Origin of the sequence: Ilumatobacter sp. (genome assembly GCF_046290335.1) — a bacterium.
Classification (GTDB): Bacteria; Actinomycetota; Acidimicrobiia; order Acidimicrobiales; family Ilumatobacteraceae; genus Ilumatobacter_A.
Genome location: NZ_JBKAGH010000001.1, coordinates 1,703,984 through 1,729,716 on the forward strand (window position 1 = coordinate 1,703,984; position 25,733 = coordinate 1,729,716).

Annotated in this window: 23 protein-coding genes; 17 read left to right on the forward strand and 6 right to left on the reverse strand. The window is 67.7% G+C overall.

What is annotated here, in order from left to right; genetic code table 11:
• The first annotated feature begins 24 nt into the window (after window positions 1-24).
• The 5 genes from ACE37B_RS07605 to ACE37B_RS07625 all read left to right on the forward strand — a co-directional run bounded on the left by ACE37B_RS07605 (window position 25) and on the right by ACE37B_RS07625 (window position 6,125).
• Window positions 25-957 carry an ABC transporter substrate-binding protein gene (locus ACE37B_RS07605; protein ID WP_409922672.1) on the forward strand — a complete coding sequence of 311 codons (933 nt, stop codon included), beginning with the start codon at window positions 25-27 and terminating at the stop codon, window positions 955-957.
• Window positions 958-1,144: 187 nt separating this feature from the next.
• Window positions 1,145-1,603 carry a (2Fe-2S)-binding protein gene (locus tag ACE37B_RS07610; RefSeq protein ID WP_409922673.1) on the forward strand — a complete coding sequence of 153 codons (459 nt, stop codon included), beginning with the start codon at window positions 1,145-1,147 and terminating at the stop codon, window positions 1,601-1,603.
• A 125-nt stretch (window positions 1,604-1,728) separates the two neighbouring features.
• Entirely contained in the window at window positions 1,729-4,119 is a 2,391-nt protein-coding gene (locus ACE37B_RS07615) for a xanthine dehydrogenase family protein molybdopterin-binding subunit (protein ID WP_409922674.1), read from the forward strand.
• A gap of 97 nt (window positions 4,120-4,216) precedes the next feature.
• Window positions 4,217-5,041 (forward strand): FAD binding domain-containing protein, encoded by an 825-nt coding sequence (locus tag ACE37B_RS07620; RefSeq protein ID WP_409922675.1) that lies wholly within the window; start codon window positions 4,217-4,219, stop codon window positions 5,039-5,041.
• Window positions 5,042-5,126: 85 nt separating this feature from the next.
• Entirely contained in the window at window positions 5,127-6,125 is a 999-nt protein-coding gene (locus tag ACE37B_RS07625) for a phosphatase PAP2 family protein (protein ID WP_409922676.1), read from the forward strand.
• Here the strand turns inward: ACE37B_RS07625 and ACE37B_RS07630 are convergent.
• Together ACE37B_RS07630 and ACE37B_RS07635 are read right to left on the reverse strand one after the other, a co-directional pair.
• Entirely contained in the window at window positions 6,033-6,764 is a 732-nt protein-coding gene (locus ACE37B_RS07630; RefSeq protein ID WP_409922677.1) for an SDR family oxidoreductase, read from the reverse strand. The genes ACE37B_RS07625 and ACE37B_RS07630 overlap by 93 nt on opposite strands.
• A 148-nt stretch (window positions 6,765-6,912) precedes the next feature.
• A complete protein-coding gene (locus tag ACE37B_RS07635) occupies window positions 6,913-8,679 on the reverse strand; it encodes an alpha-amylase family glycosyl hydrolase (protein WP_409922678.1) in 1,767 nt (588 codons plus the stop codon).
• Window positions 8,680-8,765: 86 nt separating this feature from the next.
• On the opposite strand from ACE37B_RS07635, the gene ACE37B_RS07640 reads away from it, so the two are divergent.
• From ACE37B_RS07640 to ACE37B_RS07655, 4 genes are all read left to right on the forward strand, one after another.
• Window positions 8,766-9,674 carry an AAA family ATPase gene (locus ACE37B_RS07640; protein ID WP_409922679.1) on the forward strand — a complete coding sequence of 303 codons (909 nt, stop codon included), beginning with the start codon at window positions 8,766-8,768 and terminating at the stop codon, window positions 9,672-9,674.
• Entirely contained in the window at window positions 9,671-10,804 is a 1,134-nt protein-coding gene (locus ACE37B_RS07645; protein ID WP_409922680.1) for a vWA domain-containing protein, read from the forward strand. Before ACE37B_RS07640 ends, ACE37B_RS07645 begins: the two co-directional genes overlap by 4 nt.
• 67 nt (window positions 10,805-10,871) lie before the next feature.
• Window positions 10,872-11,189 (forward strand): XdhC family protein, encoded by a 318-nt coding sequence (locus tag ACE37B_RS07650; RefSeq protein WP_409922681.1) that lies wholly within the window; start codon window positions 10,872-10,874, stop codon window positions 11,187-11,189.
• Complete coding sequence (locus ACE37B_RS07655) at window positions 11,186-11,995, forward strand: XdhC family protein (protein ID WP_409922682.1); 810 nt, start codon at window positions 11,186-11,188, stop codon at window positions 11,993-11,995. The genes ACE37B_RS07650 and ACE37B_RS07655 overlap by 4 nt, the downstream gene beginning before the upstream one ends.
• A gap of 33 nt (window positions 11,996-12,028) precedes the next feature.
• Here ACE37B_RS07655 and ACE37B_RS07660 read toward each other — a convergent pair whose 3' ends face one another.
• On the reverse strand, window positions 12,029-12,754 hold the full coding sequence (locus ACE37B_RS07660) for a C40 family peptidase (RefSeq protein ID WP_409922683.1): 726 nt from the start codon (window positions 12,752-12,754) through the stop codon (window positions 12,029-12,031).
• Window positions 12,755-12,976: 222 nt separating this feature from the next.
• Here ACE37B_RS07660 and ACE37B_RS07665 point away from each other — a divergent pair, with 222 nt between their 5' ends.
• The 5 genes from ACE37B_RS07665 (at window position 12,977) to ACE37B_RS07685 (ending at window position 15,875) form a co-directional block, all read left to right on the forward strand.
• Window positions 12,977-13,597: an NTP transferase domain-containing protein gene (locus tag ACE37B_RS07665; RefSeq protein ID WP_409922684.1), complete on the forward strand. Its 621-nt coding sequence runs from the start codon at window positions 12,977-12,979 to the stop codon at window positions 13,595-13,597.
• Entirely contained in the window at window positions 13,564-14,277 is a 714-nt protein-coding gene (locus tag ACE37B_RS07670) for an SRPBCC family protein (protein WP_409922685.1), read from the forward strand. Before ACE37B_RS07665 ends, ACE37B_RS07670 begins: the two co-directional genes overlap by 34 nt.
• Window positions 14,277-14,744, forward strand: coding sequence for a DUF501 domain-containing protein (locus ACE37B_RS07675; protein WP_409922686.1), 468 nt, complete (start codon window positions 14,277-14,279; stop codon window positions 14,742-14,744). The genes ACE37B_RS07670 and ACE37B_RS07675 overlap by 1 nt, the downstream gene beginning before the upstream one ends.
• A complete protein-coding gene (locus tag ACE37B_RS07680; RefSeq protein WP_409922687.1) occupies window positions 14,741-15,238 on the forward strand; it encodes a hypothetical protein in 498 nt (165 codons plus the stop codon). Before ACE37B_RS07675 ends, ACE37B_RS07680 begins: the two co-directional genes overlap by 4 nt.
• Before the next feature lie 61 nt (window positions 15,239-15,299).
• Window positions 15,300-15,875: a GNAT family N-acetyltransferase gene (locus tag ACE37B_RS07685; protein ID WP_409922688.1), complete on the forward strand. Its 576-nt coding sequence runs from the start codon at window positions 15,300-15,302 to the stop codon at window positions 15,873-15,875.
• 57 nt (window positions 15,876-15,932) lie between these two features.
• Here the strand turns inward: ACE37B_RS07685 and ACE37B_RS07690 are convergent, their stop codons facing one another.
• Entirely contained in the window at window positions 15,933-16,394 is a 462-nt protein-coding gene (locus ACE37B_RS07690; RefSeq protein ID WP_409922689.1) for an Lrp/AsnC family transcriptional regulator, read from the reverse strand.
• A gap of 119 nt (window positions 16,395-16,513) precedes the next feature.
• Here ACE37B_RS07690 and ACE37B_RS07695 point away from each other — a divergent pair, with 119 nt between their 5' ends.
• A complete protein-coding gene (locus ACE37B_RS07695; protein WP_409922690.1) occupies window positions 16,514-20,116 on the forward strand; it encodes an indolepyruvate ferredoxin oxidoreductase family protein in 3,603 nt (1,200 codons plus the stop codon).
• Between the two features lie 23 nt (window positions 20,117-20,139).
• On the opposite strand, the gene ACE37B_RS07700 is transcribed toward ACE37B_RS07695, so the two are convergent.
• Complete coding sequence (locus ACE37B_RS07700; protein WP_409922691.1) at window positions 20,140-20,478, reverse strand: hypothetical protein; 339 nt, start codon at window positions 20,476-20,478, stop codon at window positions 20,140-20,142.
• Between the two features lie 475 nt (window positions 20,479-20,953).
• On the opposite strand from ACE37B_RS07700, the gene ACE37B_RS07705 reads away from it, so the two are divergent.
• Together ACE37B_RS07705 and ACE37B_RS07710 are read left to right on the forward strand one after the other, a co-directional pair.
• A complete protein-coding gene (locus ACE37B_RS07705) occupies window positions 20,954-21,811 on the forward strand; it encodes an AAA family ATPase (RefSeq protein ID WP_409922692.1) in 858 nt (285 codons plus the stop codon).
• 2 nt (window positions 21,812-21,813) lie between these two features.
• Entirely contained in the window at window positions 21,814-24,987 is a 3,174-nt protein-coding gene (locus tag ACE37B_RS07710) for a transglutaminaseTgpA domain-containing protein (protein WP_409922693.1), read from the forward strand.
• Here ACE37B_RS07710 and ACE37B_RS07715 read toward each other — a convergent pair.
• Window positions 24,968-25,726: an enoyl-CoA hydratase-related protein gene (locus ACE37B_RS07715; protein WP_409922694.1), complete on the reverse strand. Its 759-nt coding sequence runs from the start codon at window positions 25,724-25,726 to the stop codon at window positions 24,968-24,970. The genes ACE37B_RS07710 and ACE37B_RS07715 overlap by 20 nt on opposite strands.
• Window positions 25,727-25,733 lie beyond the last annotated feature (7 nt).

The following is a 25,733-nucleotide window of genomic DNA, read 5'->3' on the forward strand; positions in this document are numbered from 1 at the left end:
GACGCGGCGCGCCAGACTGGAGGAATGGATGCCGACGCGCCAACACCGACGCCACCCCGGATCGTGTCGTTGCTCCCTGCGGCGACCGAGATCGTGTACGCCCTCGGCCTGGACGACCATCTCGTCGGCGTGACGTTCGAGTGCGACTTCCCACCTGATCCTCGGACCACTCGTCGGGTGGTCGTCGGCGGCCTCGACACGCACGGACTCACCCCGACGCAGATCGACGCGCTGGTTCGCGAGCGTCTCGCCGCCAGCGACGACCTGTACCGCCTCGACGAGGACGGGTTTCGCGAATGCGCGCCGACCCATGTACTCACGCAGGACCTGTGTCGTGTCTGCGCACTTCCGGCGGGTGACGCCGATGCGGCCATGACCCGGCTCGGTTGTGCCGCGGTGACCGTGACGCTCGATCCGCACACGCTCGACGAGGTGCTCGACACCATCACGACGGTCGGCGACGCACTCGGCGTGCGCGACCGGGCCGACGAGGTCGCGGGCGACGCCCGACGCCGCCTGGCGGCCGTGGAAGCAGCGACGGCGGGGCACACGATGCCGAACGTGTTCGTACTCGAATGGTCGGATCCTCCCTTCGTGGCCGGGCACTGGGTGCCGGACCTCGTTCTCGCTGCGGGCGCGAACCCGGTGCTCGCCCGACCGGGCGATCGCTCGGTCCCCACCGACTGGTCGGCGATCGCCGAGTGCGATCCCGATCTGATCGTCGTGGCGCCCTGCGGGTTCGGCCTCGACGCCGCTGCCGACCAAGCCCGAGACGTGCTCGATCGGCTGCCCGCCCGCGCCGCCGTGTGGGCGATCGACGCCGACGCGTTGATCGTCCGTCCCGGGCCCAGACTCGTCGACGGTGTGGAGACGCTCGCCGCGATCTTCCAGCACCACGACGGCAGCGACCGCATCCGGACGGCGCTCGACGGCCGAGCACGACTCATCCGTCCGTGAGTCGAGTCGGCGAGGCGAGCGGGCGACAGAGAGGGTCTGACCCACTCTGTCGCTCGGTCGTCGCCAGGCGCACTTGCGCACGATCGCGCGTTGCGTGAAACCTCTCGGTGCCAAATGAGGCATGATGGTGGCGCGCGTCACGTACGCACATCACCATCACCACAACACAGAACCATTGGGGGTTTTCGTGGAAGTCAGCATCACGATCAATGGACAGCAGCAGACGCACGACGTCGAAGCGCGCACACTCCTGGTCCACTACATCCGCGAACACGCCGGCCTCACCGGCACCAACGTGGGCTGTGACACGTCGTCGTGTGGCGCCTGCTCGATCCACCTCAACGGTGAAGCCGTGAAGAGCTGCACGGTCCTCGCCGCGCAGGCCGACGGCATGGAGGTTCGCACCATCGAAGGCATGGCCGCCGCCGACGGCACACTGCACCCGATGCAACAGGCCTTCATGGAGAACCACGGCCTGCAGTGCGGTTACTGCACACCGGGAATGGTGATGGCTGCGACGAGCCTGCTCGAAGAGAATCCGAACCCGACCGAAGACGACGTCCGCATCGGCCTCGAAGGCAACCTGTGCCGCTGCACGGGCTACCACAACATCGTGAAGTCGGTGCTGGCTGCGGCCAACGCCTGACGGCCGCAGCACCACACCACGCAACACACAGCGGTGCATCCGGCGTTCGGGGGAACGCCGGATGCACCCGTGCTCTGGCGAGCACACCCATCATCGACACGGCGAGTGAACTGGGGGTTCACGACATGACCATCACCGACGATCCATCGACGACCGGAACCTCGGTCATCGGCACACGAATGCTCCGCAAGGAGGATCCGGCGCTGTTGACCGGCGAAGCCGTGTTCACCAACGACATGAAGGTGCCGGGGGCGCTGCACATGGCGGTGCTGCGCAGCCCGTACGCACATGCACGCATCGTGTCGATCGACACCGGTGAGGCCGCATCCATGGCTGGCGTGCATTCGGTGTTCACCGGCGAGCAAGTGATGGACCTGTGGGCTGCGCCGATGCCGTGCGCCTGGCCGGTCACCGACGACATGTTGAATCCACCGCACTATCCGCTGGCCGTCGGCAAAGCCGTGTACGTGGGCGACGGTGTCGCCTGTGTCCTCGCCGAGACCGATGCGATCGCTCGCGACGCGCTCGAGGCCATCATCGTCGAGTACGAGCCGCTGGAGGCCGTGATCGATCTCGAGGAAGCGCTGTCCGACCGCGTGGTCATCCATGAGGAACTCGGCACGAATGCGTCCTACACCTGGCCGCTGGTGATCGAGGAGAACGAGGGTGACTGCGAACGGGCGATGCAGGAATCCCCGCACGTGGTCAAGGAGCGCTACGTCCAGCAGCGGCTCATTCCGATGGCGATGGAGCCGCGTGCGGTCGTGGCCATGCCCGAGCCCTTCGGCGGCAACATGACGCTCTACTCGGCGACGCAGGTGCCCCACATCTTGAAGGTGATGACCGCACTCACCCTCGGAATCCCCGAACAGCAGATGCGAGTCGTGTGCCCGGCCGTGGGCGGCGGGTTCGGTTCCAAACTCAACGTGTACGCCGAAGAACTGCTCTGCGTGGCCCTCGCCCGAAAGCTCGGCAAGCCGGTTCGTTGGAACGAGGAGCGCAGCGAGAACGCCCAGGCGACGTGCCACGGTCGAGCCCAGATCCAGGAGATCGAGCTGGCCGCCGACGCCGACGGCAAGCTCACCGGGCTGCGCGTGCGGCTGATCGGCGACATGGGCGGCTATCTCCAGTTGGTCGCTCCGGGCGTGCCGCTGCTCGGTGCCTTCCTCTACGGCGGCGTCTATCACCTGCCCAAGGCGTTCGACTTCAGCTGTACGTCGGTCTTCACGAACATGACACCGACCGACGCCTACCGAGGTGCCGGACGGCCCGAGGCGACGTACGCGATCGAGCATGCGATGGACGCGCTCGCCCGCAAGATGGGCATCGACCCGCTCGAGATCCGGCGCCGGAACTTCATCCCGACCGAGTCGTATCCCTACGAGGCCTACACCGGGCTCGTGTACGACTCCGGCGACCACGACAAGGCCGCCCGCGTGGCCGAGGGACTCCTCGACTACGCCGGCCTGCGAGCCCGTCAGGCCGAGCAGAACACGCCCGATGCGACGAAGCGTCTGGGCATCGGCGTGTCGACGTACTTCGAGATGTGCGGGCTCGCTCCGTCGCGCGTGCTCGCCTCGCTCAACTACTCGGCCGGCGGCTGGGAATCGGCGACCGTGCGAGTGCTGCCGACGTCGAAGATCCAAGTCGTCACGGGCACCGCCCCACACGGCCAGGGGCACGAGACCTCCTGGTCGATGATCGCCGCCGACAAGTTCGGCATCGATCCCGCCGACATCGAGGTGCTGCACTCCGATACCGCCATCGCACCGCTGGGGCTCGACACGTACGGGTCGCGGTCACTCCCGGTCGGCGGTGTCGCCATCGGGATGGCCTGCGACAAGGTCATCGACAAGGCACGCCAGATCGCTGCCCACCAGATGGAGGCCAACCCCGACGACCTCGAATTCACCGGCGGCGTGTTCCGGATCGCCGGTCAGCCCGACAAGGAGATGCCACTCGCCGCGGTCGCATTCGAGGCGTTCACCGCTCACGATCTCCCCGACGGGGTCGAGCCGAACCTCGAAGCGCAGGTGACCTACGACCCGCCGAACTTCTCGTGGCCGTTCGGCACCCACATGTGCGCCGTCGAGATCGACGTCGAGACCGGTGAGGTCGAGGTCCTCCAGTACGTCGCCGTCGACGACTGCGGCGTCCAGGTCAACCCCCTCATCGTCGAAGGCCAGGTCCACGGTGGCGTCATCCAGGGCCTTGCTCAGGCGCTCTGGGAGGAGGCTCGCTACGACAGCGACGGCAACCTGCAGTCGTCGACGCTGGCCGAGTACCTGGTGCCCGCAGCGAGCGACGTGCCGAGCATCACGACCGGGGTGAGCGTCACGCCGTCGCCGACCAACCCGCTGGGCGTCAAGGGCGTCGGCGAAGCGGGCACGATCGGTGCCGCCCCCTGCGTGATGAACGCCGTGGTCGACGCGCTGTCGGGTCTCGGCGTCACCGACATCCAGATGCCGGCCAGCCCCCTCAAGGTCTGGCAGGCAATCCAGGAAGCCCAGCAATGACCGGTACACCCGACCACGGCACGCCGAGTGCCACCCGATCCGCTCCGACCGTCTACATTTCGTCCAGCACGCCTTTCAACTCCCAGGAGAGCAACCAGTGATCCCCGCATCATTCGAATACGTCCGGGCCGAGTCGGCCGAAGAGGCCATCAGCCTGATCGGCCAACACGGGGACGAATCCAAGTTCCTTGCCGGAGGCCACAGCCTGCTGCCCCTGATGAAGCTCCGTCTGGCCCAGCCGACGGTGTTGATCGACATCGGGCGGCTCAGCGACCTGTCATACATCCGTGACGACGGCGACGTCATCGCGATCGGCGCGCTCACGCGCCACATGGATGTCGAGAACTCGCCCATCCTGCACGAGCACGTCCCGCTGCTCGCGCACGCCGCGTCGCACGTCGGCGATCCACAGGTTCGCCACCGTGGCACGATCGGCGGCTCGATCGCTCACAGCGACTCGGCGTCCGATCTTCCCGCGACCACCCTGGCGCTGGGCGCCACGTACGTCGCGCAGGGCCCGAACGGCACTCGCGAAATCGCCGCCGGTGACTTCTACCAGGGCTTCTTGACGACGGCGCTCGCCGCCGACGAGATGCTCACCGAGATTCGCGTGCCGAAGATGCAGGGCGCCGGGTGGAGCTTCCAGAAGTTCAACCGTCGCGCCCAGGACTGGGCCATCGTCGGCGTTGCCGCGTGGCGTCGCAACGGTGACTCGGGCGTCGGGCTCGTCAACATGGGTTCGGTCCCGATCCTCGCCTCCGAGGTCAGCTCGGCGCTCGCTGGTGGCGCATCGATCGAGGACGCAGCCGCTCTCGCCGCCAACGGCTGCGACCCCACGGCCGACCTCAACGCCAGCATCGAGTACCGCGAACACCTCGCCCGCGTCCTCACCCGCCGAGCCCTCGAACACGCCAGCGCCTGACCGCCAGGCGTAACGGTTTGTGTCAGACACAAACCGTTACGCCGGTGAGATGACCGGAGGGTGAACCCCGGGTAGCGTCGCGGAGATGTCCGCGGCGCGATGGCGACAGATCCGGTACGGGCTCGTCGCGCTCTACGGAATCGGGTACGTCTGGTGGTTCTTCAGTCGAGGGATCATCATCAATCACGTCCTCGTCCTGTCGTCGATGGCGCTCTTCTTCGTGATCGCCAGCGTCGGCCGACCACCTGGGCACTGGTTGCGGTCGCTCGGTGACTTCGCCCTGTTTGCCGCGATGTGGCTCGCGTATGCGGAGAGCCGCGGCATCGCCGATCAACTCGGCTTCCCGATTCAGGTCGAGTCGGTGCGAAACATCGATCGGTTCGTGTTCGTCGGTAACGATGCCGTCGTGATCCTGCAGGAGCGTTTCCTCGCTCCCGCCGGTGTCGTGCGCTGGTACGACGTCGTCGGCTCGATGGTGTACTACTCCCACTTCATCGTGCCGCCGGTGACGATCGCCGTGTTGTGGCTCGTCAGCCGCACGCAGTGGGTCCGCTACATGCGGCGTTTCGCCACGATGCTGTTCATCGGCTGCGTTCTGTTCGTCGTGGTACCCACCGCTCCCCCGTGGATGGCCGGCGATCCCGACTACGGCTACGGGGCGCTTGCGCCACTGCGCCGCCCCACGGGCAACGGATGGCGCCACATCGGCCTCGACGCAGCCGTGCAGGCCTGGGACACCGGCCGCGATTGGGCGAACCCGGTCGCTGCGATGCCCTCACTGCACTCGGCGTTCTCGCTGTTCGTCGTGGTGTTCCTGTTCCGCTGGGTCGTCGACTGGCGCTGGCGGATCGTCATGTTGGCGTACCCGGCGGCGATGGCGCTGTCGCTGATGTACTTCGCCGAGCACTACTTCGCCGACGCGATCGCCGGATGGATGATCGTCGGGTTCAGCTTCTGGATCTGGAGGATCATCGAGGAACGGACGGACGCCTCAGAGGAGCCCGCCGTACGCTCCGCCGTCGACGTGGAGTTGGACACCGGTGGTGAAGCGGGCCTGGTCACTGCACAAGAACGCGACGACTGAACCGAAGTCGTCGGGGTCGCCCAGCGTGATCGCTGCCTTCTGTTCCGGGGAGTAGAGCGCGTCGAGCCGGGGCGTGTCGTGCATGCCCGGCTGCACGGTGTTGACGGTGACACCGTCGGCAGCGAATTCGAGCGCGAGCGTCTTGAGGAACGCGGTGAGGCCAGCGCGAGCCGTGTTCGACAGGATCAACTGCCCGATGGGTTGACGAACCGACAGCGAAGTGATCGCCACGATGCGCCCCCAGCCACGAGTCTGCATGCCAGGCACCACCGCTTGGCACATCGCCACGATCGACATCAGGTTCTGGTCGAGTGCTGGCGAGTAGGCCTCCATCGGGGTGGTCGCGAACGTTCCGGGTGGTGGGCCGCCACCGTTGGGAACGAGAATGTCGATCGGTCCATCGAGCCGTTCGGCCGCCTCGGCGACGAACGCCGTCGCCCCGTCGACCGTCGACACGTCCGCGACGAAACCGACACAGCCGTGACCGATCGACTCGACCGCTCGGTCGAGCCGCTCGGGGTCGCGTCCACAGATCGCGACGCCCACCCCTTCGTTGGCGAGCGCCCGAGCCGCGCCCAGCCCGAGCCCCGACGTTGCCGCCGCGACCGCGGCCCGACGTCCAGCAATCTTCAGGTCCATGCCGACACCGTAGGGCACACACCGCCCGACATCGGCAGCATCGAGAGCGTCGAGGCGAGCTGGCCGACGAACGAGCCCCGGGGCGGCACCAGCCCGTCAGACCAGAGCGGCAGACCAGAGCGGCAGACCAGGGCGTCAAACCCGAGCGTCAGCGGGCCGCGTCGGCGAGCACGATGATCGAGCGTGGCCCGACCGCGACGTACTCGCCCGCCAATTCGCTGTCGTCCAGAACGCCGCGTTCGAGCGACGTGTCGATCACCGGCCGCCACGGGCCCGGCACGAGCACCGAGAACGTCAGCGGCTCCCACCACATGTTGACCATCGCATACAGACCGTCGAGGTGCCAGGCGATCGACCGAGAGTGCGCTGCGAGGTCAGGAGCGCCGTCGACGCCGAACCACTCGACGTCGTCGCCCCACCAGTCGGCTTGCGTCAACACCGGATGCGCTGCTCGGAACTCGATCAGCCGAGCGACGTACGACTCCAACCACTCGTGCTCGTCGCGCCGATCCCAGTCGACCCACGACGTCTCGTCGTCGAGGCGGTACGGATTGTTGTTGCCGCGTTGCGTGCGGCCGAACTCGTCGCCGGCGACGAACATCGGCGTGCCGTGGCTGAGCAACAGCAGCGCCCACGCGTTGCGGAGTTGCCGTCGTCGCAGCGCGAGCACCGACTCGGGGGCGCCCACCTCTCCTTCCCATCCGCAGTTCCACGAACGGTTCTCATCAGGACCATCGGTGCCGTTCCACCCGTTCGCGTCATTGTGCTTTCGGTCGTACGACACGAGGTCGTGCATGGTGAAGCCATCGTGCGCGGTGATGAAGTTGAGGCTCGTGGACGGCGATGTGAACAGATCAGGGCTCCCCTGCAACCGCTGCATCACCGCAGGCACCAAACCGGGTTCGGCTCGGAGGAACCCGCGCATGTCGTCGCGGAAGCGATCGTTCCACTGCATCCACCGCTCGTCGGGCCAACCACGACCGACGAGATAGCGCGCCACGTCCCACGGTTCAGCGACGAGGCGCACGCCCCGCTCGTCGGCCCAATCGCCGATCGAGAGAACGAAGTCGGGATCGCGTGCCAGCACTGATGCGAGATCGAAGCGGAAGCCGTCGATGCCGAGATCGGCGAATCGATCGAGTGCTGTCATGATCAGTCGCTGGGCCGGGGCGGAACCGGCATCGACGATGTTGCCCGTCCCGGCTTCGTCGACGTAGGTCCGATCTGCGCGCACGACGTAATAGTCGATGTCGGCGAGCCCGCGCAGGTTGTAGGTCGGCCCGTGCTCGTCTTCCTCGGTCGTGTGGTTGAACACGACGTCGATCCACACTTCGATGTCGAGGTCGTGCGCGGCGGCGACGAGATCGGCGAGTTCCGTGGCCGGATCGTCGCCCGCCGCGTACTGACGGTGAACGGCACCGAACACCAGCGGCATGTAGCCCCAGTAGTTGTCTTCGTCCGGATCGAACTGGTGCACCGGCAGGAGTTCGATCACCGACACGCCGAGCTCCGCCAGGCGAGGGAGTTCGTCGACGAGGGCTCGATAGCTTCCGGCGTCGTCTCGTGGACGGCGTCTGGTCATCCCACGAACGTGCAACTCGTCGACGACGAGCGGGCGTGTCGTGCGGCGCGACGGCCTCGGTGCCGGCCACGGCGACGCCACGGCCCACGCACCCGACTCGCCGTCGCGAGCGTGTCCGTCGGCAAACCACACCTCCGTGGCGTTCGGGTCGACCAGCCGGCGGTGCGGATCGAAGCGTCCCTCGGCCGGGCCCCACGCCCGAAGCTGGTACCGAGCGCCGTCGGACACCTCCCCGAACCACTCGCCGCGTTCTCGCCGCAGCTCGCGTTCGGTCCCACCGTCGTCGACGACGACGACTCGTTCGGCACGCGGCGAGTACACCCGAAGCTCCACTGTCTCATCCTGCCAGGCCCGACGACGCTTCGCTGTCGGACCGGTCGGGACGGATCTCGGTGGAGGCCTCCGGTAACGTCGTCGGCGTGACGCCCGATGACGTGAGCACCCGCCTCTCCGCCCAGGGCTACCTGCCCGACGACGGGATCGCGACGGCGGTCTTCTTGGCGATGACGCTGCAGCGGCCGCTACTACTCGAGGGTGAGGCCGGTGTCGGCAAGACGGAGTTGGCCAAAGCGCTCGCCGCGTCAACCGGTGGCGAACTCATCCGGCTCCAATGCTACGAAGGCATCGACGTCGCCCAGGCGGTCTACGACTGGGACTATTCTCGCCAGTTGCTGCACCTGCGCGCGGCCGAGGCGACCGGCGAGTCGCGTTCGATGTCGTCGGACGCGCTCGAAGCCGAACTGTACGGCGAGCGTTTCATGGTCAAGCGTGCGCTGCTTCGCGCGATCGAGCCGACCGAGGGTCCGCCGCCGGTCTTGCTGATCGACGAGGTCGACCGCGCCGATGACGAGTTCGAGGCCTACCTGCTCGAAGTGCTGTCCGACTTCCAGATCACCGTGCCCGAGATCGGGGTCTTCTCGACCGATCGACCGCCGCTGGTCATCTTGACGTCGAACCGGACCCGTGACGTCCACGACGCGCTCAAGCGCCGCTGTCTCTATCACTGGGTCGAGCACCCCACCTTCGAGCGGGAGGTGGCGATCGTGAAGCTGCGCGTGCCCGGCGTCGACGACGGCCTCGCCCGCCAGGTCGCCGGTGCCGTCGAAGCCTTGCGTGAGCTCAACCTCTACAAGCCGCCGGGCGTCGCCGAGACGATCGATTGGGCCAACGCGCTCGGCCGACTCGGGGCGACACGCCTCGACGAACGCCTCGTCACCAACACCCTCGGCACCGTGTTGAAGTACCGCGAAGACCACCAGCGTGTCGATCAGCATGGCGTCGCGGCGGTCATCAAGCAGGCGTTCGACAAGGGCCTGCTCCACGGGTGAGCACGCAGCAGCGCTCGGATCCGGCCGACATCGCCGTCGCGTTCACACGGGTCTTGCGCGGTGCTGGCTTGTCGGTGCCGACGAGTTGTACGCACACGTTCGCCGAAGCACTCTGCGCCGTCGGATTCGACCAGCGCGACCGCGTCTACTGGGCCGGTCGAGCCACCCTGGCGCGCCGCCCGGAAGACACTGCCGTCTACGACCGTGCGTTCGCCGTGTTCTTCGATCAGCGCGGCGCCGACGTCTCGCTCGACGAGGAAGAACTGTTGTCGATCTCCATCGCCGTCGACGTCGACGATGATGATGACGGCGACGACGGTGCCGACTCGGGAGATGCCTCGGACGATCCGGTGATCGAGCTGCGCTTCTCGGCAACAGAGGTGCTCCGACACAAGGACTTCGCGCAATACAGCTCCGACGAACTCGTGCGGTCGCAGGAGTTGATGACGCAGCTCCGTCTCGTCGGCTCGCCTCGCGCGTCACTGCGACTCGGCCCGTCGCCGCGCCAGTCCTCGCGCCCCGACATCCGCAAGACCATGCAGGCGACGATCCGTTCCGGTGGCGAACCGCTCGAACGCCATTTCCGTCGCCCCACCACCCGCTTACGCCGCCTGGTCCTGCTCCTCGACGTGAGCGGATCCATGGAGCCCTATGCGCGAGCGCTGCTGCGGTTCGTGCACGCCGCGGTCGCCGGCCGACAAAAGGTGGAGGCGTTCGCGCTCGGCACTCGACTGACGCGCATGACCCGGGAGCTGACGAGCCGCGATCCCGACGTTGCGCTCGCGGCGGCGGCCGAGCGAGTCAGCGACTGGAGCGGCGGCACCCGACTCGGCGACGGCCTACGACGCTTCAACGATGAATGGGGCGTTCGCGGGCTCGCTCGCAATTCGATCGTCGTGGTGTTGTCGGATGGGTGGGACCGCGGCGACCCCGACGAACTCGCCGCGCAGATGGAACGCCTCCACCGGGTCACGCATCGCCTCGTGTGGGTCAACCCGCTCAAGGTCACGCCCGGCTACGCCCCGCTCGCTCGCGGTATGGCCGCGGCGCTGCCACACGTCGACCACTTCGTCGAAGGCCACTCGGTCGCCGCGATGGAAGAACTGACCCGCGTCATCAGCGAGCCATGAGCGCCTGCCCATCGCTGCGAACCGCGATTCGCCTCTACCATTCGACCCGTCACGAAAGTCGAGCGTCATGAAAGAACTCCTCAACGACATCCAGCGCTGGCGCGCAACCGGTGAACGTATCGCGGTGGCGCGAGTCGTCGACATCGAAGGGTCCGGGCCCCGACTGCCCGGAGCAGCGATGGCCGTCACCGAGTCGGGGGAGGTCGCCGGCAGCGTGAGCGGCGGCTGTGTCGAAGGTGCCGTGGTCGGCGAGGCACTGTCGATCCTCGACGGCACGACCTCACCGCGGGTCGTCACGTTCGGGTACTCCGATGACGATGCGTTCGCCGTCGGGCTCACCTGCGGCGGCACGATCCACCTGTTCATCGAGGAGTTGGCCTGGTGACGTCGATCTTCGATCGCTACGCCGAACTGCTCGCGGCCGAAGAACCGGTCGCGCTCGCGACGGTCATCGACGGAACCTCGGTCGGCGCCAAACTCCTCGTCACGAGCGATGGCGCGGCGCCTCTCGGCTCACTCGGTCATCCCGAACTCGATCGGGTGGTCGCCCGTGACGCTGTGGCGGAGCTCGAAGCCGCGAGGTCCGGCGTCCGCAGCTACGGACCCGAGGGGCAGACCACGCCGGAAGATCTCGTCGATCAACCGACGATTCGCGTGTTCGTCGAGTCGCACGCTCCGCCACCACAGATGTGGATTTTCGGCGCGGTCGATTTCACCGCAGCGCTCGCTCGGGTGGCGAAGGTGCTCGGCTACCGCGTGACCGTCTGCGATGCCAGGGAGGTGTTCGCGACGAAGCGCCGATTTCCGATGGCCGACGCCGTCCGCGTGACGTGGCCGGGGCCGATGTTCGACGAGCTCGGTGCCGGCCTGACCCAGCGTGACGCTGTGTGCATCCTGACGCACGATCCCAAGTTCGACGTGCCCGCCGTGCAGGGTGCACTCGCCACTCGCGTCGGCTACATCGGCGTGATGGGCAGCCGCACGACGCACGCGAGACGGATGGAGCGCCTCGCCGAGGTGGGGGTGTCGGCTGCTGAGCAGCTCGATCGGCTGCAGTCACCGATCGGGCTCGACATCGGCGCACGAACGCCCGAGGAGACCGCTGTGAGCATCTGCGCCGAGATCATCGCTCGACGGACCGGCAAGCAGGTGCCGAGTCTCAAGGACTCCAGCGGACCGATTCACGCCTGACCCGATCAGGCGGCTCTGGTCAGGCGGCTCTGGTCAGGCGGTGGGGTCACCCCAGCGCACGGTGTTGCGACGCCGCTCGCTGATGGTGTCGACCTCGACCGTGCGGCCATGGGTGATGCTGTGGATGATGGCGTCACCCACACCGAGGTACATCATGATGTGGCCGGGATAGTGAACGAGGTCGCCAGCTTTTGCGTGCTCACGGGTCAGCGGCGCCGCCTCGTTGATCTGTGATCCGCTCTGGCGGTACAACTCGACGCCGGCACCTGCCCACGCGTAGGTGGTGAGGCCGGAGCAATCGAAGCCGACGCCCGGCTTGCTCGTGTTCGTGCGGTAGGGCACACCGATCTGTGTCAGCGCACCGAGCAGCGCCCGCTGATGACCGAGGGGCGCGTCGCTCCACGCGGTGACCATCTGCAGTTCGTCATAGCCGAGTTGCTGGGCCGTGTAGCGGGCGGCGATCGCCCGATGCCACGCCAGATCCTGCGCGTCGGCGGGGTTCCCGCTCTGGTCGTAGGCCTCGAGTGAGGTGACGGCTTCGGCCGCCGCCATGGTGATCTGGTCGGCGAGCGCGTTGGTCGCCATCTCGGGGGCGATCGCTGGCGACGCGGCGACCGGGGAGGCCTCGGTCAGTGCGATCGAGGCGACGCTCGTCAGCGTCGCCGCCAACGTCACCGTCGTGAGCGCCGCCGCACGACCGAACCGCCGAGCGGATCGGGGACGTGCAGTGGCAGAGGAGGGAGTCGAGGAGACGATCATCGGAGTCGGTGCGTTCGTGTCGGCGCTCAAGCGCTGCGCCACGGTCCGCCCGTGACAGGTACGTAACATACCGTCATGCAATCGCAATAATCAAGCCCCAATCGCGAGTTGTGTGTCGGACTGGTGACGCTTGCCATCACGCTGAGTGAGCTTGAACCCACTTTGCGCCAGCGATTCCGCGATTCCGTGCCGAACGATGTCGCTCCCCGGCACACTGCCGACGTGACCGATGTCATCGCCGTCCTGCTCGCTGCCGGTGCTGGCTCACGCTTCGCCGGCAGCGAACACAAGTTGCTGGCGACGTTGCCGGCCGCCGACGACCGGCCCGCCGAAGCTGTGGCAGCGAGAGCCTTCTCGAACCTCGCGCGATCGGGCATCGAGCACGTCGTGGTGGTGACGGGCGCAGTCGACGTCGGCGCCGTCTTGCCCATCACCGACGCCGCGAACGCCACGGTCGAGATCGTCCACAACCCTCGATGGGCCACCGGCCAGATGTCATCGGTACGCGCCGGAATCAGTCGGGCGCGCGATCTGGGGGCTCGTCGAGTCGTCATCGGTCTCGCCGACCAGCCCGCCGTCGAACCCGCCGCATGGAACGCAGTCGCCGGCAGCGGCGGAGCGATCGTCGTGGCCACCTACGACGGACGCCGAGGCAACCCCGTGGCGCTCGCCGCAGAGGTCTGGTCGCTGCTCCCCGAGGAGGGCGACGAGGGTGCCCGTACGCTGATGCGTCTTCACCCCGAACTCGTCGTTGAAGTAGCGTGCTCTGGTTCACCCGACGACATCGACACCACAGAGGATCTCCGCCGATGGCAGAACAACTCGTCAACGAATTCACCGTGAATCGCCCGATCGAGGAAGCGTGGCCGATCATCACCGATGTGGAAAAGATCGCTCCGTGCCTTCCTGGGGCCGAGTTGCAAGAGGTCGTCCACGATGACGAGAACGGCGACACCTATCGCGGCGTCGTCAAGGTCAAGCTCGGAGCCATCTCGACCCAGTTCAAAGGTGACGCGCACTTCGTCAGCCGTGACGACGAGAACTACACGGCCGAGTTGAAGGGCAAGGGCCGCGACACCGGCGGACGCGGCAACGCCTCGGCCGACATCAAGGCGCACGCCGAGAGCCTGTCACCGACGAGCACCAAGGTGACCGTCACCACCGACCTCCACATCACGGGCAAGGTCGCACAGTTCGGCCGCGGCATCCTCGGTGACGTCAGCGCCAAGCTGATCGACCAGTTCGCCGCCAACCTCAACGAGATGATCGACCAGGACGGCGTCGACGACGCCGAGCCCGCTGCGGCCGCACCCGATGAGGCCGCCCCGGCCGCCACCGACGAGGCCGCCACGGCGAGCTCGGAGAGCGACGCCGGCGGGCCGAAGGTCCGCAAGATCAACGGTCCGGCAGCCGAGCCGATCGACCTGATGGACGTCAGCGGCAGCTCGATCCTCAAGCGGGCGGCACCGGCGTTCGCTGCGCTGCTCCTGATCCTGCTCCTCCTGCGCCGCCGCCGGAGCTGATGGACGACCGGGAACGCGTCGCCGAGTTGCTCGGGCGCACCCCGCGAGGACAGTTCGACGTGGTCGTACGTGACGATCGAGGAGATCCGGTGGTGGTTCGCAATGCCCCGTTCCTCGACGACGGCACACCGATGCCGACGCGCTATTACCTCGTCGGCGTGGAGCACGTTCCTGCGGTGAGTCGGGTCGAAGCCGACGGCGGCGTCAACGCGGTCGAGGCCGAGCTCCCCGATGAGGTGATCGCCGCCATCCACCGACGCTACGAGCTCGAACGCGACGCCGCGATTCCCACCGGCCACGTCGGCCCCCGCCCGTCTGGCGGCGTCGGCGGCACCCGACGCGGCGTGAAGTGTCTCCATGCACACGTCGCCCACGAACTCGCCACCGGCGACGACGCGATCGGCAAATGGACGCTCGCTCGGATCCCACCACCGATCGGCACGGCGAGCGGCGAGGCGACCGAATGAACCCCGACCCCGGCGGATTGACCATCGACATCGACGATCGCGAGTTGACCGTGACCATGACCGGCGGAGCGCAGTGGACGCTGCCGGTCGGCCCGGCCACGCTCGTCGACGGTGAACTCGAGCGCGCCGACACGCCACACCCGGCGCAGCTCACCAACGCGCTCGGGGTCGTCCACGACCACTTCGACGACATCCTCGTCGTCGCTCCGATCGTCGCTGCTGCACCGTCCATCGAGTTCCGTGGGCGCCACGCGGTCGGGCTCGCCCAGGTCGAGATCGGGAGCGACGCGGTGTCCGGTCGGGCCGTCGTGCAACGCGCCGATGTCGACGAGGTGTTCCGAACGCTGGTCAGCGAATCCGTCGCCGACCGCACCCACAACCCGGGACTCCCCGCCGATCAGGTCGAGACGATCATCGCCACGTGCTGCGTCGTGCTCGCCATCGTCCGACGACTCGACCTCACCTCCCTCACGATCTCCGGAGCAGGCGACTGACATGGTGTTGCGCCATCCCTCCCGAGCACTGGCTCCCATTCGACTCTACGGCCGTCGCATCGTGCTGCGTCCGCTCGCTCCCAGCGACTTTCGAACGTGGAGCGACGTTCGCCAGCGCAACGCGGACTGGCTCACCGTCTGGGAGCCGAGTCGCCAGGCTCACCAGCCCGATCCGACCACGGATCGCTCGGCGTTCGCCTCTCGATGCCTGCAGCGAGATCGAGATCGCGCGGCCGGAACGGCGTTCCAGTTCGGCATCTTCATCGATCAACAGATCGCCGGTGAGGTCAACCTCAACAATGTGATCCGCGGGGCGATGCAGTCGTGCACCATCGGCTACTGGATCGACCAGGCGCACGCCGGCCACGGCTACACGGCCGAAGGCGTCGTGCTCGTCATGCAGTTCGCGTTCGAGCAGCTCGGGCTCCACCGCGTCGAGATCTGCATCGTGCCGCGCAATCACCGCAGTCGGCGCATCATGGAAAAGCTCGACATCCGAGACGAGGGCATCGCGCAGCGGTATCTCGAGATCAACGGCGTCTGGGAAGACCACATCCGCTTCGGCATGACGACGGAGGAATGGTCGGTTCGCCGCGACGAACTCGTCGGCCAGTGGATCTCCGGCACGGCGCACTGACCGGCGCCTCCCCATCGCGCACCGAACCGGTCCCCCGCCCGGCTGCACCCAGAGGGCTCAGAGCGGGTCGAGCACGTGCTTGCGGCGATGCTCGAACATGATGCTGGTGCGCTCGTCGACCACACCGGGGAGCTCCGCGATCTGATCGACGACGATCGCACGCAGGCTGGCGGTGTCGGGAACGCTGACGTGCACGATCAGGTCGATGTCACCTGACATCAGCGAGACCGACACCGTCTCGCGCATCGAGTAGATCGCGTCGACGACCGCAGCGACACGATCACGGGTCTTGGGCACGACGCGCACCGAGATGAGCGCCTCGATCTGGCGACCGAGAGCCGACGGATCGATCTCGGCGTGGTAGCCGACGATCACACCACCGCGTTCGAGGTCGCGGACTCGCTCGAGCGTCGACGACGGCGACATGTCGATCGCCGTGGCGAGTGCTCGATTCGAGCACCGCGCATCTGACTGGAGATGACGGAGGATTTCCAGGTGTTTCGCGTCGATGTTCGCCACATTGGCATCCTGACAGAATTTTGTGCGGATTTCTTGCACTCTGTCCGTGCGCTTGGAAAAGTAGAGCCGGGGAACAGATCACGGCGGCAGCGCTGCGGTGACGACCAGACGGGGATGACATGACCACCGAAATGCCCACGTTCGACGCCTCGAACACCTCACCAGACGAACGAGCCAGCGAGCAGCACGGCGGCCAGACCAGCGCACATGACCGCGGGTATCGGCTCACCGACCGCTACGTGGCCGACGAGGGACGAGTGTTCCTCACCGGAGCGCAAGCGTTGTCCCGGCTCCCGATCGAGCAACTCCGAGCCGACCGAGCCGCAGGGCTCAACACCGCCGCTTTTGCCTCGGGTTACCCCGGCTCTCCGCTCGGCGGCATCGACGGCGACTTCGCACGCGCCGCTGCCGCCCGACCCGAGCTCCCCTTCGTCGTGCGTCCGAACGTCAACGAGGAGTTGGCCGCCACCGCCGTCATGGGCACCCAACTCGTCGGCGGACAGCCCGACGCGAAGTACGACGGGGTCCTCGGGCTCTGGTACGGCAAGGCACAGGGGCTCGATCGATCGTGTGACGCCCTCCGACACGGGGTCTTCGGCGGGAGCTCTCGCCACGGCGGCGTCGTCGTCCTCGTCGGTGACGATCCGGGTGCCAAGAGTTCGGTCGTTCCGTCCAGTTCCGACCTCGCACTGCTCGATCTGCACCTGCCGGTCTTCTATCCCGCCGACGTCCACGACGTCGTCGATCTGAGTCGACACGCCGTCGCACTCAGCCGCGCCACCGGGCTGTGGACCGCGATGAAGCTCGTCGCGCCGGTGGCTGACGGGTCCGGCACCGTCGACGTGTGCACGTTCCGCGACGACATCGTGATCCCCGACATGCACATCGACGGGGTCCCCGACCACCACGTGCCCGACATGCGGCTGCTCCCACCGCACAACATGGACGTCGAGTACGACATCCGCACGACGCGCGCCGAGCGAGCGCAGCGGTACCTCGCTGCGAACCGGCTGAACCGGATCGACGGCGACACCTCGCCCGATGCGTGGATCGGACTCGCCGCGACCGGCCACACCTACAGCGAGCTGCGTGAGGCCCTGCGGCGCCTGGGCCTCGACACAGTCGACGAGATCGCCGCGGTCGGTGTCCGACTGCTCCATCTCCGGGTGCCCCTTCCGTTCGACGTCGAGACGACCCGCCGCTTCGCCCGTGGACTCGACGAGATCGTCGTCGTCGAGGAGAAGGACCCGACGCTGGAGTTGTTCGTCAAGGACGCGCTGTACGGCATCGCGGGCGCACCCCGGATCGTCGGCAAGCGTGACGAGACCGGAGCGACCTTGCTGGCGAATTACGGCCCGCTCTACGCCGACACGATCACCCCGGCGATCCGTACGCGCCTCGAGGGGCGGCTGGGCGAACGTCTCGCTCCTCCTCCCCCACCGCCGCCGCGTGAGCGCACACTCATCCCGCTGTCGGTCGAACGAGCGCCGTACTTCTGCTCGGGTTGTCCACACAACTGGGGCACCAAGGTGCCCGACGGCGATGTGCTCATCGGGGCCGGGGTCGGGTGCCACACGATGGCGCTGACGATGGAGGAGGACAAGGTCGGCAACATGGTCGGTATCACCCAGATGGGGGGTGAGGGCTCGCAATGGACCGGTATGGCACCGTTCGTCGAACGCCGGCACTTCATCCAGAACATCGGCGACGGCACGTTCTTCCATTCCGGCCAACTGTCGGTGCAGGCGTCGATCGCCGCGGGCGACAGCATCACCTACAAGCTCCTCTACAACGGCACGGTGGCGATGACCGGCGGCCAGGACGCCGTGGGCGGACTCGACGTCCCGACGATCGCGTCGGTTCTCATCGGCCACGGCGTGCGGCGCGTCATCGTCACCACCGACGACGTCGACCGCTACCGCGAGTTGCAGCTTCCCACCGACGACGCAGGCCGCATCGAGGTGTGGGACCGCACGCGTGTGGTCGAGGCCCAGAAGGTCTTGGCGGAGGTGCAGGGGGTCACCGTGCTGATCCACGATCAGGCCTGCGCGGCTCAGGCTCGCCGGCTCCGCAAGCGCGGCCACATGGCGACGCCGACGCAACGGATCGTGATCAATCACCGCATCTGCGAGGCGTGCGGCGATTGCGGCGAAGTGAGCAACTGCCTGTCGGTCCAGCCGATCGACACGCCGCTCGGCGTGAAGACCACGATCGATCAGACCACCTGCAACCTCGATTTCTCGTGTCTGGGCGGCGACTGCCCCAGTTTCGCGACGGTCGAGGTCGACCCCGACCGTCCGGTGCACACGCCAGCGACGCTCGATCCGCCGGTTTCACTCGACCCGCCGACGGCTCGCGTGGCGTCCGATCACGTCGACGTACGCATCGCCGGAATCGGCGGCACGGGCGTCGTGACCGCCGCGCAGGTGATCTCCACGGCGGCGATGCTCGACGGCTTCGACGCTCGTGGTCTCGACCAGACCGGCCTGTCGCAGAAGGCCGGTCCGGTCGTGAGCGACATCCGGCTTCGCCTCGGTGATGCCCCGGTGTCGAACCTGCTCGGTTCGGGCACCGCCGACGTCGTGATCGCCTTCGACCTGCTCGCCGCGGTCACCGAGCGGACACTGTCGTCGTGCCGAGCCGATCACACGATCGCCGTCGGCTCCACGACGCCGACGCCCACCGGGGCGATGATCGGCCACCCAGAACGCACCCTGCCCGACCTCGAGACGCAGCGCGCACGCCTCGACACGGCGACCGATCCGACCGCCACGTTGCTCGTCGACGCCGGAGCGATCGTCGACGCACTCCTCGGGAGTGCCGCGGCCGCCAACACGTTCGTCATCGGCGTCGCCTACCAGCATGGCGTCCTTCCGATCTCGATCGAGTCGCTCGACGAGGCCATCCGCCTCAACGGCGTGCAGGTCGAGACGAACCTCGCCGCGCTGCGGTGGGGACGGGCGTGGGTGCTCGATGCCGTAGCCGTCGAGGGCGCCGCCGCACAACGCCGAGGCCTCGTTCCGAGCGTCGACGTCGATCCGCTCCCCGAGAAGCTGCAACGCCGAGTCGACGCGGCCACCGACGGCGCGAACGATCCTGCCAGCGATCGCGCGGCGTTGTCGATGCTGACCGCCGATCTGGTGGCCTATCAGCACCGCGCCTACGCACAGCGCTTCCTCGACGATGTCGAACGCGCCACCGCTGCCGACCCGCGGCTGACGATGACGGTCGCGCGCTCGTTGCACAAGTTGATGGCGTACAAGGACGAATACGAGGTCGCCCGTCTCCTCATCGCGCCCGACGCGTCGGCGGCCACCCGAGCGGTCGGCGGGAACGACGCGTCGGTGACCTGGAAACTGCACCCACCGGTGCTCAAGGCACTCGGACGTCACGACAAGATCGGCGTGCCCGAGCGCATCGGCCAGCCGATGATGACGCTGCTCGCCGCCGGCAAACGTCTGCGGGGCACGCGTCTCGATCCGTTCGGTGCCTCACACATGCGCCGCACCGAGCGGGCACTCATCCAGGAGTACCGCACGCTGCTCGACGACGAGATCGCAGCGCTCGGCACGTCACCGACCGATGAGCAGGTCGCAGCTGCGATCGCTGCACTCGCGCTGCCGATGCAGATCCGCGGCTACGAGGAGTTGAAGCTGCGACGAGTCGAGGAATACAGAACGGCCGTCGCAGCCAGAGCGCAGGCTCGGGCTGCGACGGCCTGATCCGTCGTCTGGGTTGGGTTCGGTCAGAAGCTGGCGAAAGTGGGGTCCTCTCGCGTCATCTTCCAGGCCTCGTTCTTCTGCTGGCGCATCTGCGTTCGCCGCTTCCACATCTTGGTCTTCCAATGCCGCTTGGTGCGGCCGCGCTTTGCGAGTTTGCTCTTGGCGACCTCCGCATCGTGATGATGCATCGGCTTCCACGCAGCGCCCGGCTCGTGAACTTCATCCGGCTCGAGACCGCCCGACACACTCTGTGCGACGGATTGCAACTCCACATGGATGCGGTGGCGCTCGCTGTGTGCGTGCGCTCGCCGTTCCTGGCGGGGCAACATCGGCGTCTCGGAATCGCGATGACGCTGGCTCATTGGTGACCTCCTACTTTGCGGCTCAGGTTTCGCCGCGGTGGTTTCGGTTCCTGTAGTTCAACAGTACGACACGCCGTGTTTGCTCCGAATGGACGTTGTGTAACGATTCTGCGCGCTTTTGCATACCGACGTTGCGCGCGCACCTGATCACCCATCGTCGATATCTCGCTCCCGAACACTCCGCCACGATGCCCGATCGGTGCGGTCGAGATCATGCTCGGTCACACGATTCGTCAAGAACGGCGCTGCAGCGACCGATACCGAAACTGTGGAGCTTCCGCCACCCCCTCTCCTCGAACGCGCCGTTCCGCCGCCACCGCCGCCGCCGCCAGTGCCGTCGTCAGTGCTGGCGCACCGTGCACCCCGCTCGTCACCGATTGCGCCGTCAACCGACCGGGCCGCGCAGCTTGGCGCACGTCTCGTCAGCTCCATCGACGCGGTCGTCGCCGGTCAACACGAGATCGCGAACATCGCGGTGGCCACACTGTTCGCACGCGGTCACCTGCTGATCGAGGACATCCCCGGTGTCGGCAAGACGCTGCTCGCGCAAGTCCTGGCCCGAACCGTCGGCGGGTCGTTCGGCCGTGTCCAGGGCACACCCGATCTCCTACCGGGCGACGTCACCGGCTCGATGATTCCCGTGCTCGACCCCCGTGGCGACACGCGCCTCGAGTTCCGGCCGGGCCCGATGTTTGCGAACGTCGTCGTGTTCGACGAACTCAATCGTGCGACGCCTCGAACGCAGTCCGCACTGCTCGAGGCCGCCGAAGAAGCGACCGTCACCGTCGACGGGCAGATGCACCGTCTGCCCCAGCCGTTCACGATCGTGGCGACGCAGAATCCGATCGACCTGGCCGGTACCTACGGGCTCGGCGAAGGAGCGCTCGACCGATTCACCGCCGTGGTGTCGCCAGGGCGAGCGTCAGCCGAGTTCGAACTCGACGTCGTCACCGGGCGTCGCGGGAGAACGATGCTCACGGCGATCGAACCGATCACGGACCCCACCGAGATCGCGGCGATCCAACGAGACGTCGCCGCCGTACACGTCAGCGACGCACTCGGCCGGTACGTGATCGATCTGCTCGCGGCAACCCGTGCGCACCCCGCCGTTCGCTTGGGTGCGTCGACACGAGCCGGTGTCTCGCTGGTCGGCCTCGCCCGTGCACGCGCTGCGCTGGCCAGTCGGTCGTTCGTCGTCCCCGACGACGTCGCCTCGATCGCCGTCGCCGCGCTGGGTCATCGAGTGCTCGTCGCCGACGGCAACGGATCCACCACAGCCGGCCAGACGGTGATCCACGACTGCCTCTCTCGGGTGCCGATCCCCTCCGCTTGAGCATGACGACCGAGACGAACGCCGTCGAGGTTCCGATCGAGACTCGGTTCGGACGTGCCCACCCGGTCGGGTTCTCGCGCGGCAGTGCGTCGCTGATCGCCGCTTGGGTCGTCGGACTCGCCATCGTGCGTCTCACGGGTGCTGCTGCTGTCGTCTTGATGCTCGTGGTCAGCGCCGTCGCTCTCCTCGGCGCTGCCGCAAGCGGCTGGCTCCAACTGCGTCGACTTCGCGGCATCTCGGTGATCGCCCCGCCGATCGCCGAGGCCGGTGCCGACGTCGACCTGATCCTCGACGCCATCGGACCGGCGACCGCGACCAACCCACCCCTCGTCGTTCGACACGCCGACCGCCACGCCGACCGCGACACCGACACCCACACCGACATCAGCACCGACACCCACACCGACACCAGCACCGGCGTCGAGCTCGATCGTGCGATGTCGATGCGCATCGTGATCGCTGAGGCCGGCACGGTGACCTCGCTGCCGATGACGGTGTCGGCGGCCGGGCGGGCCGGGCTCGTGTGGTGGCGACGTCGGATCGAGGTCGTGATCGAGCCGATGCGGGTCGCCCCGACCGCATCAGGGCCGATGTTGCCCGTCGGGGCGACGGCGGCAACCGACGACGGAACGACCGTTGCCGGTGGAAGCCGCCACATCGGTGACATCGACGGCGTACGGCCGTGGCGGCCTGGCGAGAGTGACCAAGCGATCCACTGGCCGTCGACCGTGCGCTCTGGTCGACTGATCGCACACGACCGCACCAGCACCGTCGAGTCGCGTTGGACACTGTCGCTGCGCAACGATCCCGGCCGATTGCGGTGGACGCTCGAACGCGGCATTCGTCTCGGTCACGAGGTGTACGTCAGCGATCCCGACAGCGGCCAGGAATTCGAGATCCGTTCGGCCGACGACGCCGCACGCTGGGCCACCGTCGCCGCCGACGTCGCGCCCGCCGACTGCCACGACGACGGCACGCCGCGTTGGTGGCGACGCAGCGTCACCCTTCGCCACCGCATCGCGGAGTCGACCCACGTGCGGCCCTTGGCGCGTTGGTGGACAGGCCTCGCCTCCGCGATCGCGCTCAACATGTTGCTCGGCGCACTCGGCGCGTCACTCACGGCGCACGTCCTCGCGACCGCTGGTATCGCCGTCGGCGCGTCCGTGTCGGTTCGGTTCCGCCACGGTCAGGTCCCGACCTGGATCCGCGTCGGCGTGACGATGCTGACGTTGGGGGCACTGCTGCGCATCGTCGTGCAGGAGGCCGACCTGCGCGGTCTCGTCGAGATCCTCCGCGGACCGATGCCCGACCTGTTGATGCTGCTCCTGGTGCTCCACGGCGCCGAGTGCATCGACCGTCGAACCAATCGGGTCCACCTCGCCATCGCCGGTGTGATCGTCGCCTACGCCGCCGGGCTTCGACTCGACGACGGAGTCGGATGGTGGCTGTTGGCGTGGTCGGTTGCGGCCGTCGCCGCGGTGACCTCGTTGCCGAGCCCCGAACCGCACGCGATGACTCCTCGCCGGATCGACGGCGGCGCACACCGAGGGCGGCGGCACGCCGGATGGGCCGGGTGGCTGGCACTCGGCGCGCTGATGTCGTTCGGACTCGCGAGCATCGTCCCCGTACCCGCCGGCCCGGCGAGCCTCGGGTTGCCCGCCCTGTCGGGCGGCGATGCGGACGGCACGCTGGACGGATCGGGCGGGGATGCGAATTCCTCTCGACGCGGGGCACTCGATCAGGTCGGTGGCTACCCGGGGTTCTCCGAGACGATGGACACCTCGATGCGCGGCGACCTCGGTGACGAGATCGTGATGCGCGTGCGAGCCCCGGAGCCGGCGTTCTGGCGAGGGCAGACCTTCACCGACTTCGATGGCCGCTTCTGGCGCGTGGCCGACGTCGACGGCCCTCGCTTCGACGGCCCGCGGATCGGCATCGAGCCGACGGTCGGCGATCTGCCCGCCGACGGCGTTCGGGTCGAGGAGTTCGTCCAGACCTATCACGTGGAGGCAGACCTGCCGAACGTCGTCTTCGCTGCGTCCCGACCCGACACGGTCGTGTTCGACGGTGCCCTCGAACCTCGGCCGGACGGATCGATTCGTGCCGACCGTCGGCTGACGGCTGGCACGATCTACACGGTCGTGTCGCAACGCGTCCAGACCACACCAGCGATGCTCCACGAGCAAGGTGACATCGCCCAGCGCTTCGCCGCGGTCGCCGATCCCCGAGCCCGCCCGATCATCGACCCCTACCTCGCGCTGCCAGCGACGGTCAGCGACCGCACCCTCGAACTCGCCGAACAGCTGGAAGTTCCCGGCTCGACGTACGAGACCGTCATGGCGTACCAGCGGTGGATCGCCGAGACGACGGTCTACGACCTCGATGCACCCGTACCGCGCGAAGGCGCCGATGCAGTCGACGATCATCTCTTCGTGTCACAGCGCGGGTTCTGCGAGCAGATCGCCTCGTCGCTGGTCGTCATGCTGCGCTCGCGTGGTATTCCGACACGAGTCGCGACCGGCTACATCCCTGGTGAACGCGATCAGGTGTCGGGCGTGTGGAAGGTCCGAGCGAGCGACGCGCATGCCTGGGCCGAAGTGTGGTTCCCCGACACCGGGTGGGAAGCCTTCGACCCGACAGCGAGCGTGCCGCTCGCGGGCGACGTCGACGCTCCGACCGTCGGCGACGACGCGGCCGGCGCCCTGTTCGATTCGATCACCTCGAACCCGATCGAGGTCGCACTGGTCGTCGTCGGTGCGCTCGCCGTCGTCCTGGGGCTCCGCCGGCTCGACGCGCTTCGCCGTCGCCGCGAACGCGGTGACTGGGGCGTGCTACACGACCGATTCGTCGCGCTGGCACGTTCCGACGAAGAACCCGGCGATCCCCGCGAACGCCGCGTACCGCTGACGACGACCGCAGCCGCGAACCGGCTCGTCGACCGACTTCGAACCGAGCACGATGCGTCGGTGGCCCTCCCACCTCCCGAACTCGCCGCAGACGTCAAGATGATCGCCGAGACGCTCGACCGCGTGGCGTTCGACCCCACCTTCGGGGCCGATGCTGCCACGACCGACAACGCTCGCGACCTCGAGCGCCGGCTCGACGCGGTCGAGGCGGCGCTCGGCCGTCGAGGAACGTCTCGACGCCGAGCGTCGCTCAGCGCTGCTTCGAGCTGATCTTCGCACGCAACGCGGCCATCCGCTCGGCGAACCACGGCTGCGTCGTGCTCCATAGCTGCGGCTCCAGTTCCCGGGCGACCGCAGCCGGGTGCTCGTCGATGTCAGCCATCGCCAGGATCGTCGCCTTGGTGGCGATGGCCAGTTCGCGAGGTGCGGACGCCGCACCGGCCGCGAACGTCTGTGCGGCTTCGGCGAGGTCGGCGAGCGGCACCGATCGATACGCGAGTCCGACGCGTTCGGCCTCTCGGCCGTCGAGCACCTGCCCGAAGACGACCGCTGCCATCGCTGCCTGGGGGCCCGCGATGCGGCGGAACATCCAGGTGTGTCCGCCGCCAGGGTGGATGCCGAGTTGCAAGAACCGCGTGTCGAGCTTGGCTTCGTGGGCGACGATGCGAACGTCACAACCGAGCGCGAGGTTCATGCCAGCGCCGACGGCCGAGCCGTTGACCGCTGCCAGCGTCGGGAGCGGACTGCGTGCGATCCGCAAGAACCCCTCGTAGATCTTTCCCAGACTCTCGCCCGTGGCTTCGGAGAGGTTGCCGAGGTTCGCTCCGGCGCAGAATGCCGGTGCCGCGCCGGTGACCACCAGCGCACCGACCGATGCGTCGGACTCGATCGCATCCATCGCCGCCGTGATCTCGTCGACCATCGGCGCGGTGAGCGTGTTGCGCTCCCCGGGGTTGTTCAGTGTGAGCGTGGCGACGCCGTCGCGGATTTCGGTGAGCACGAGTGACATGCTCAGA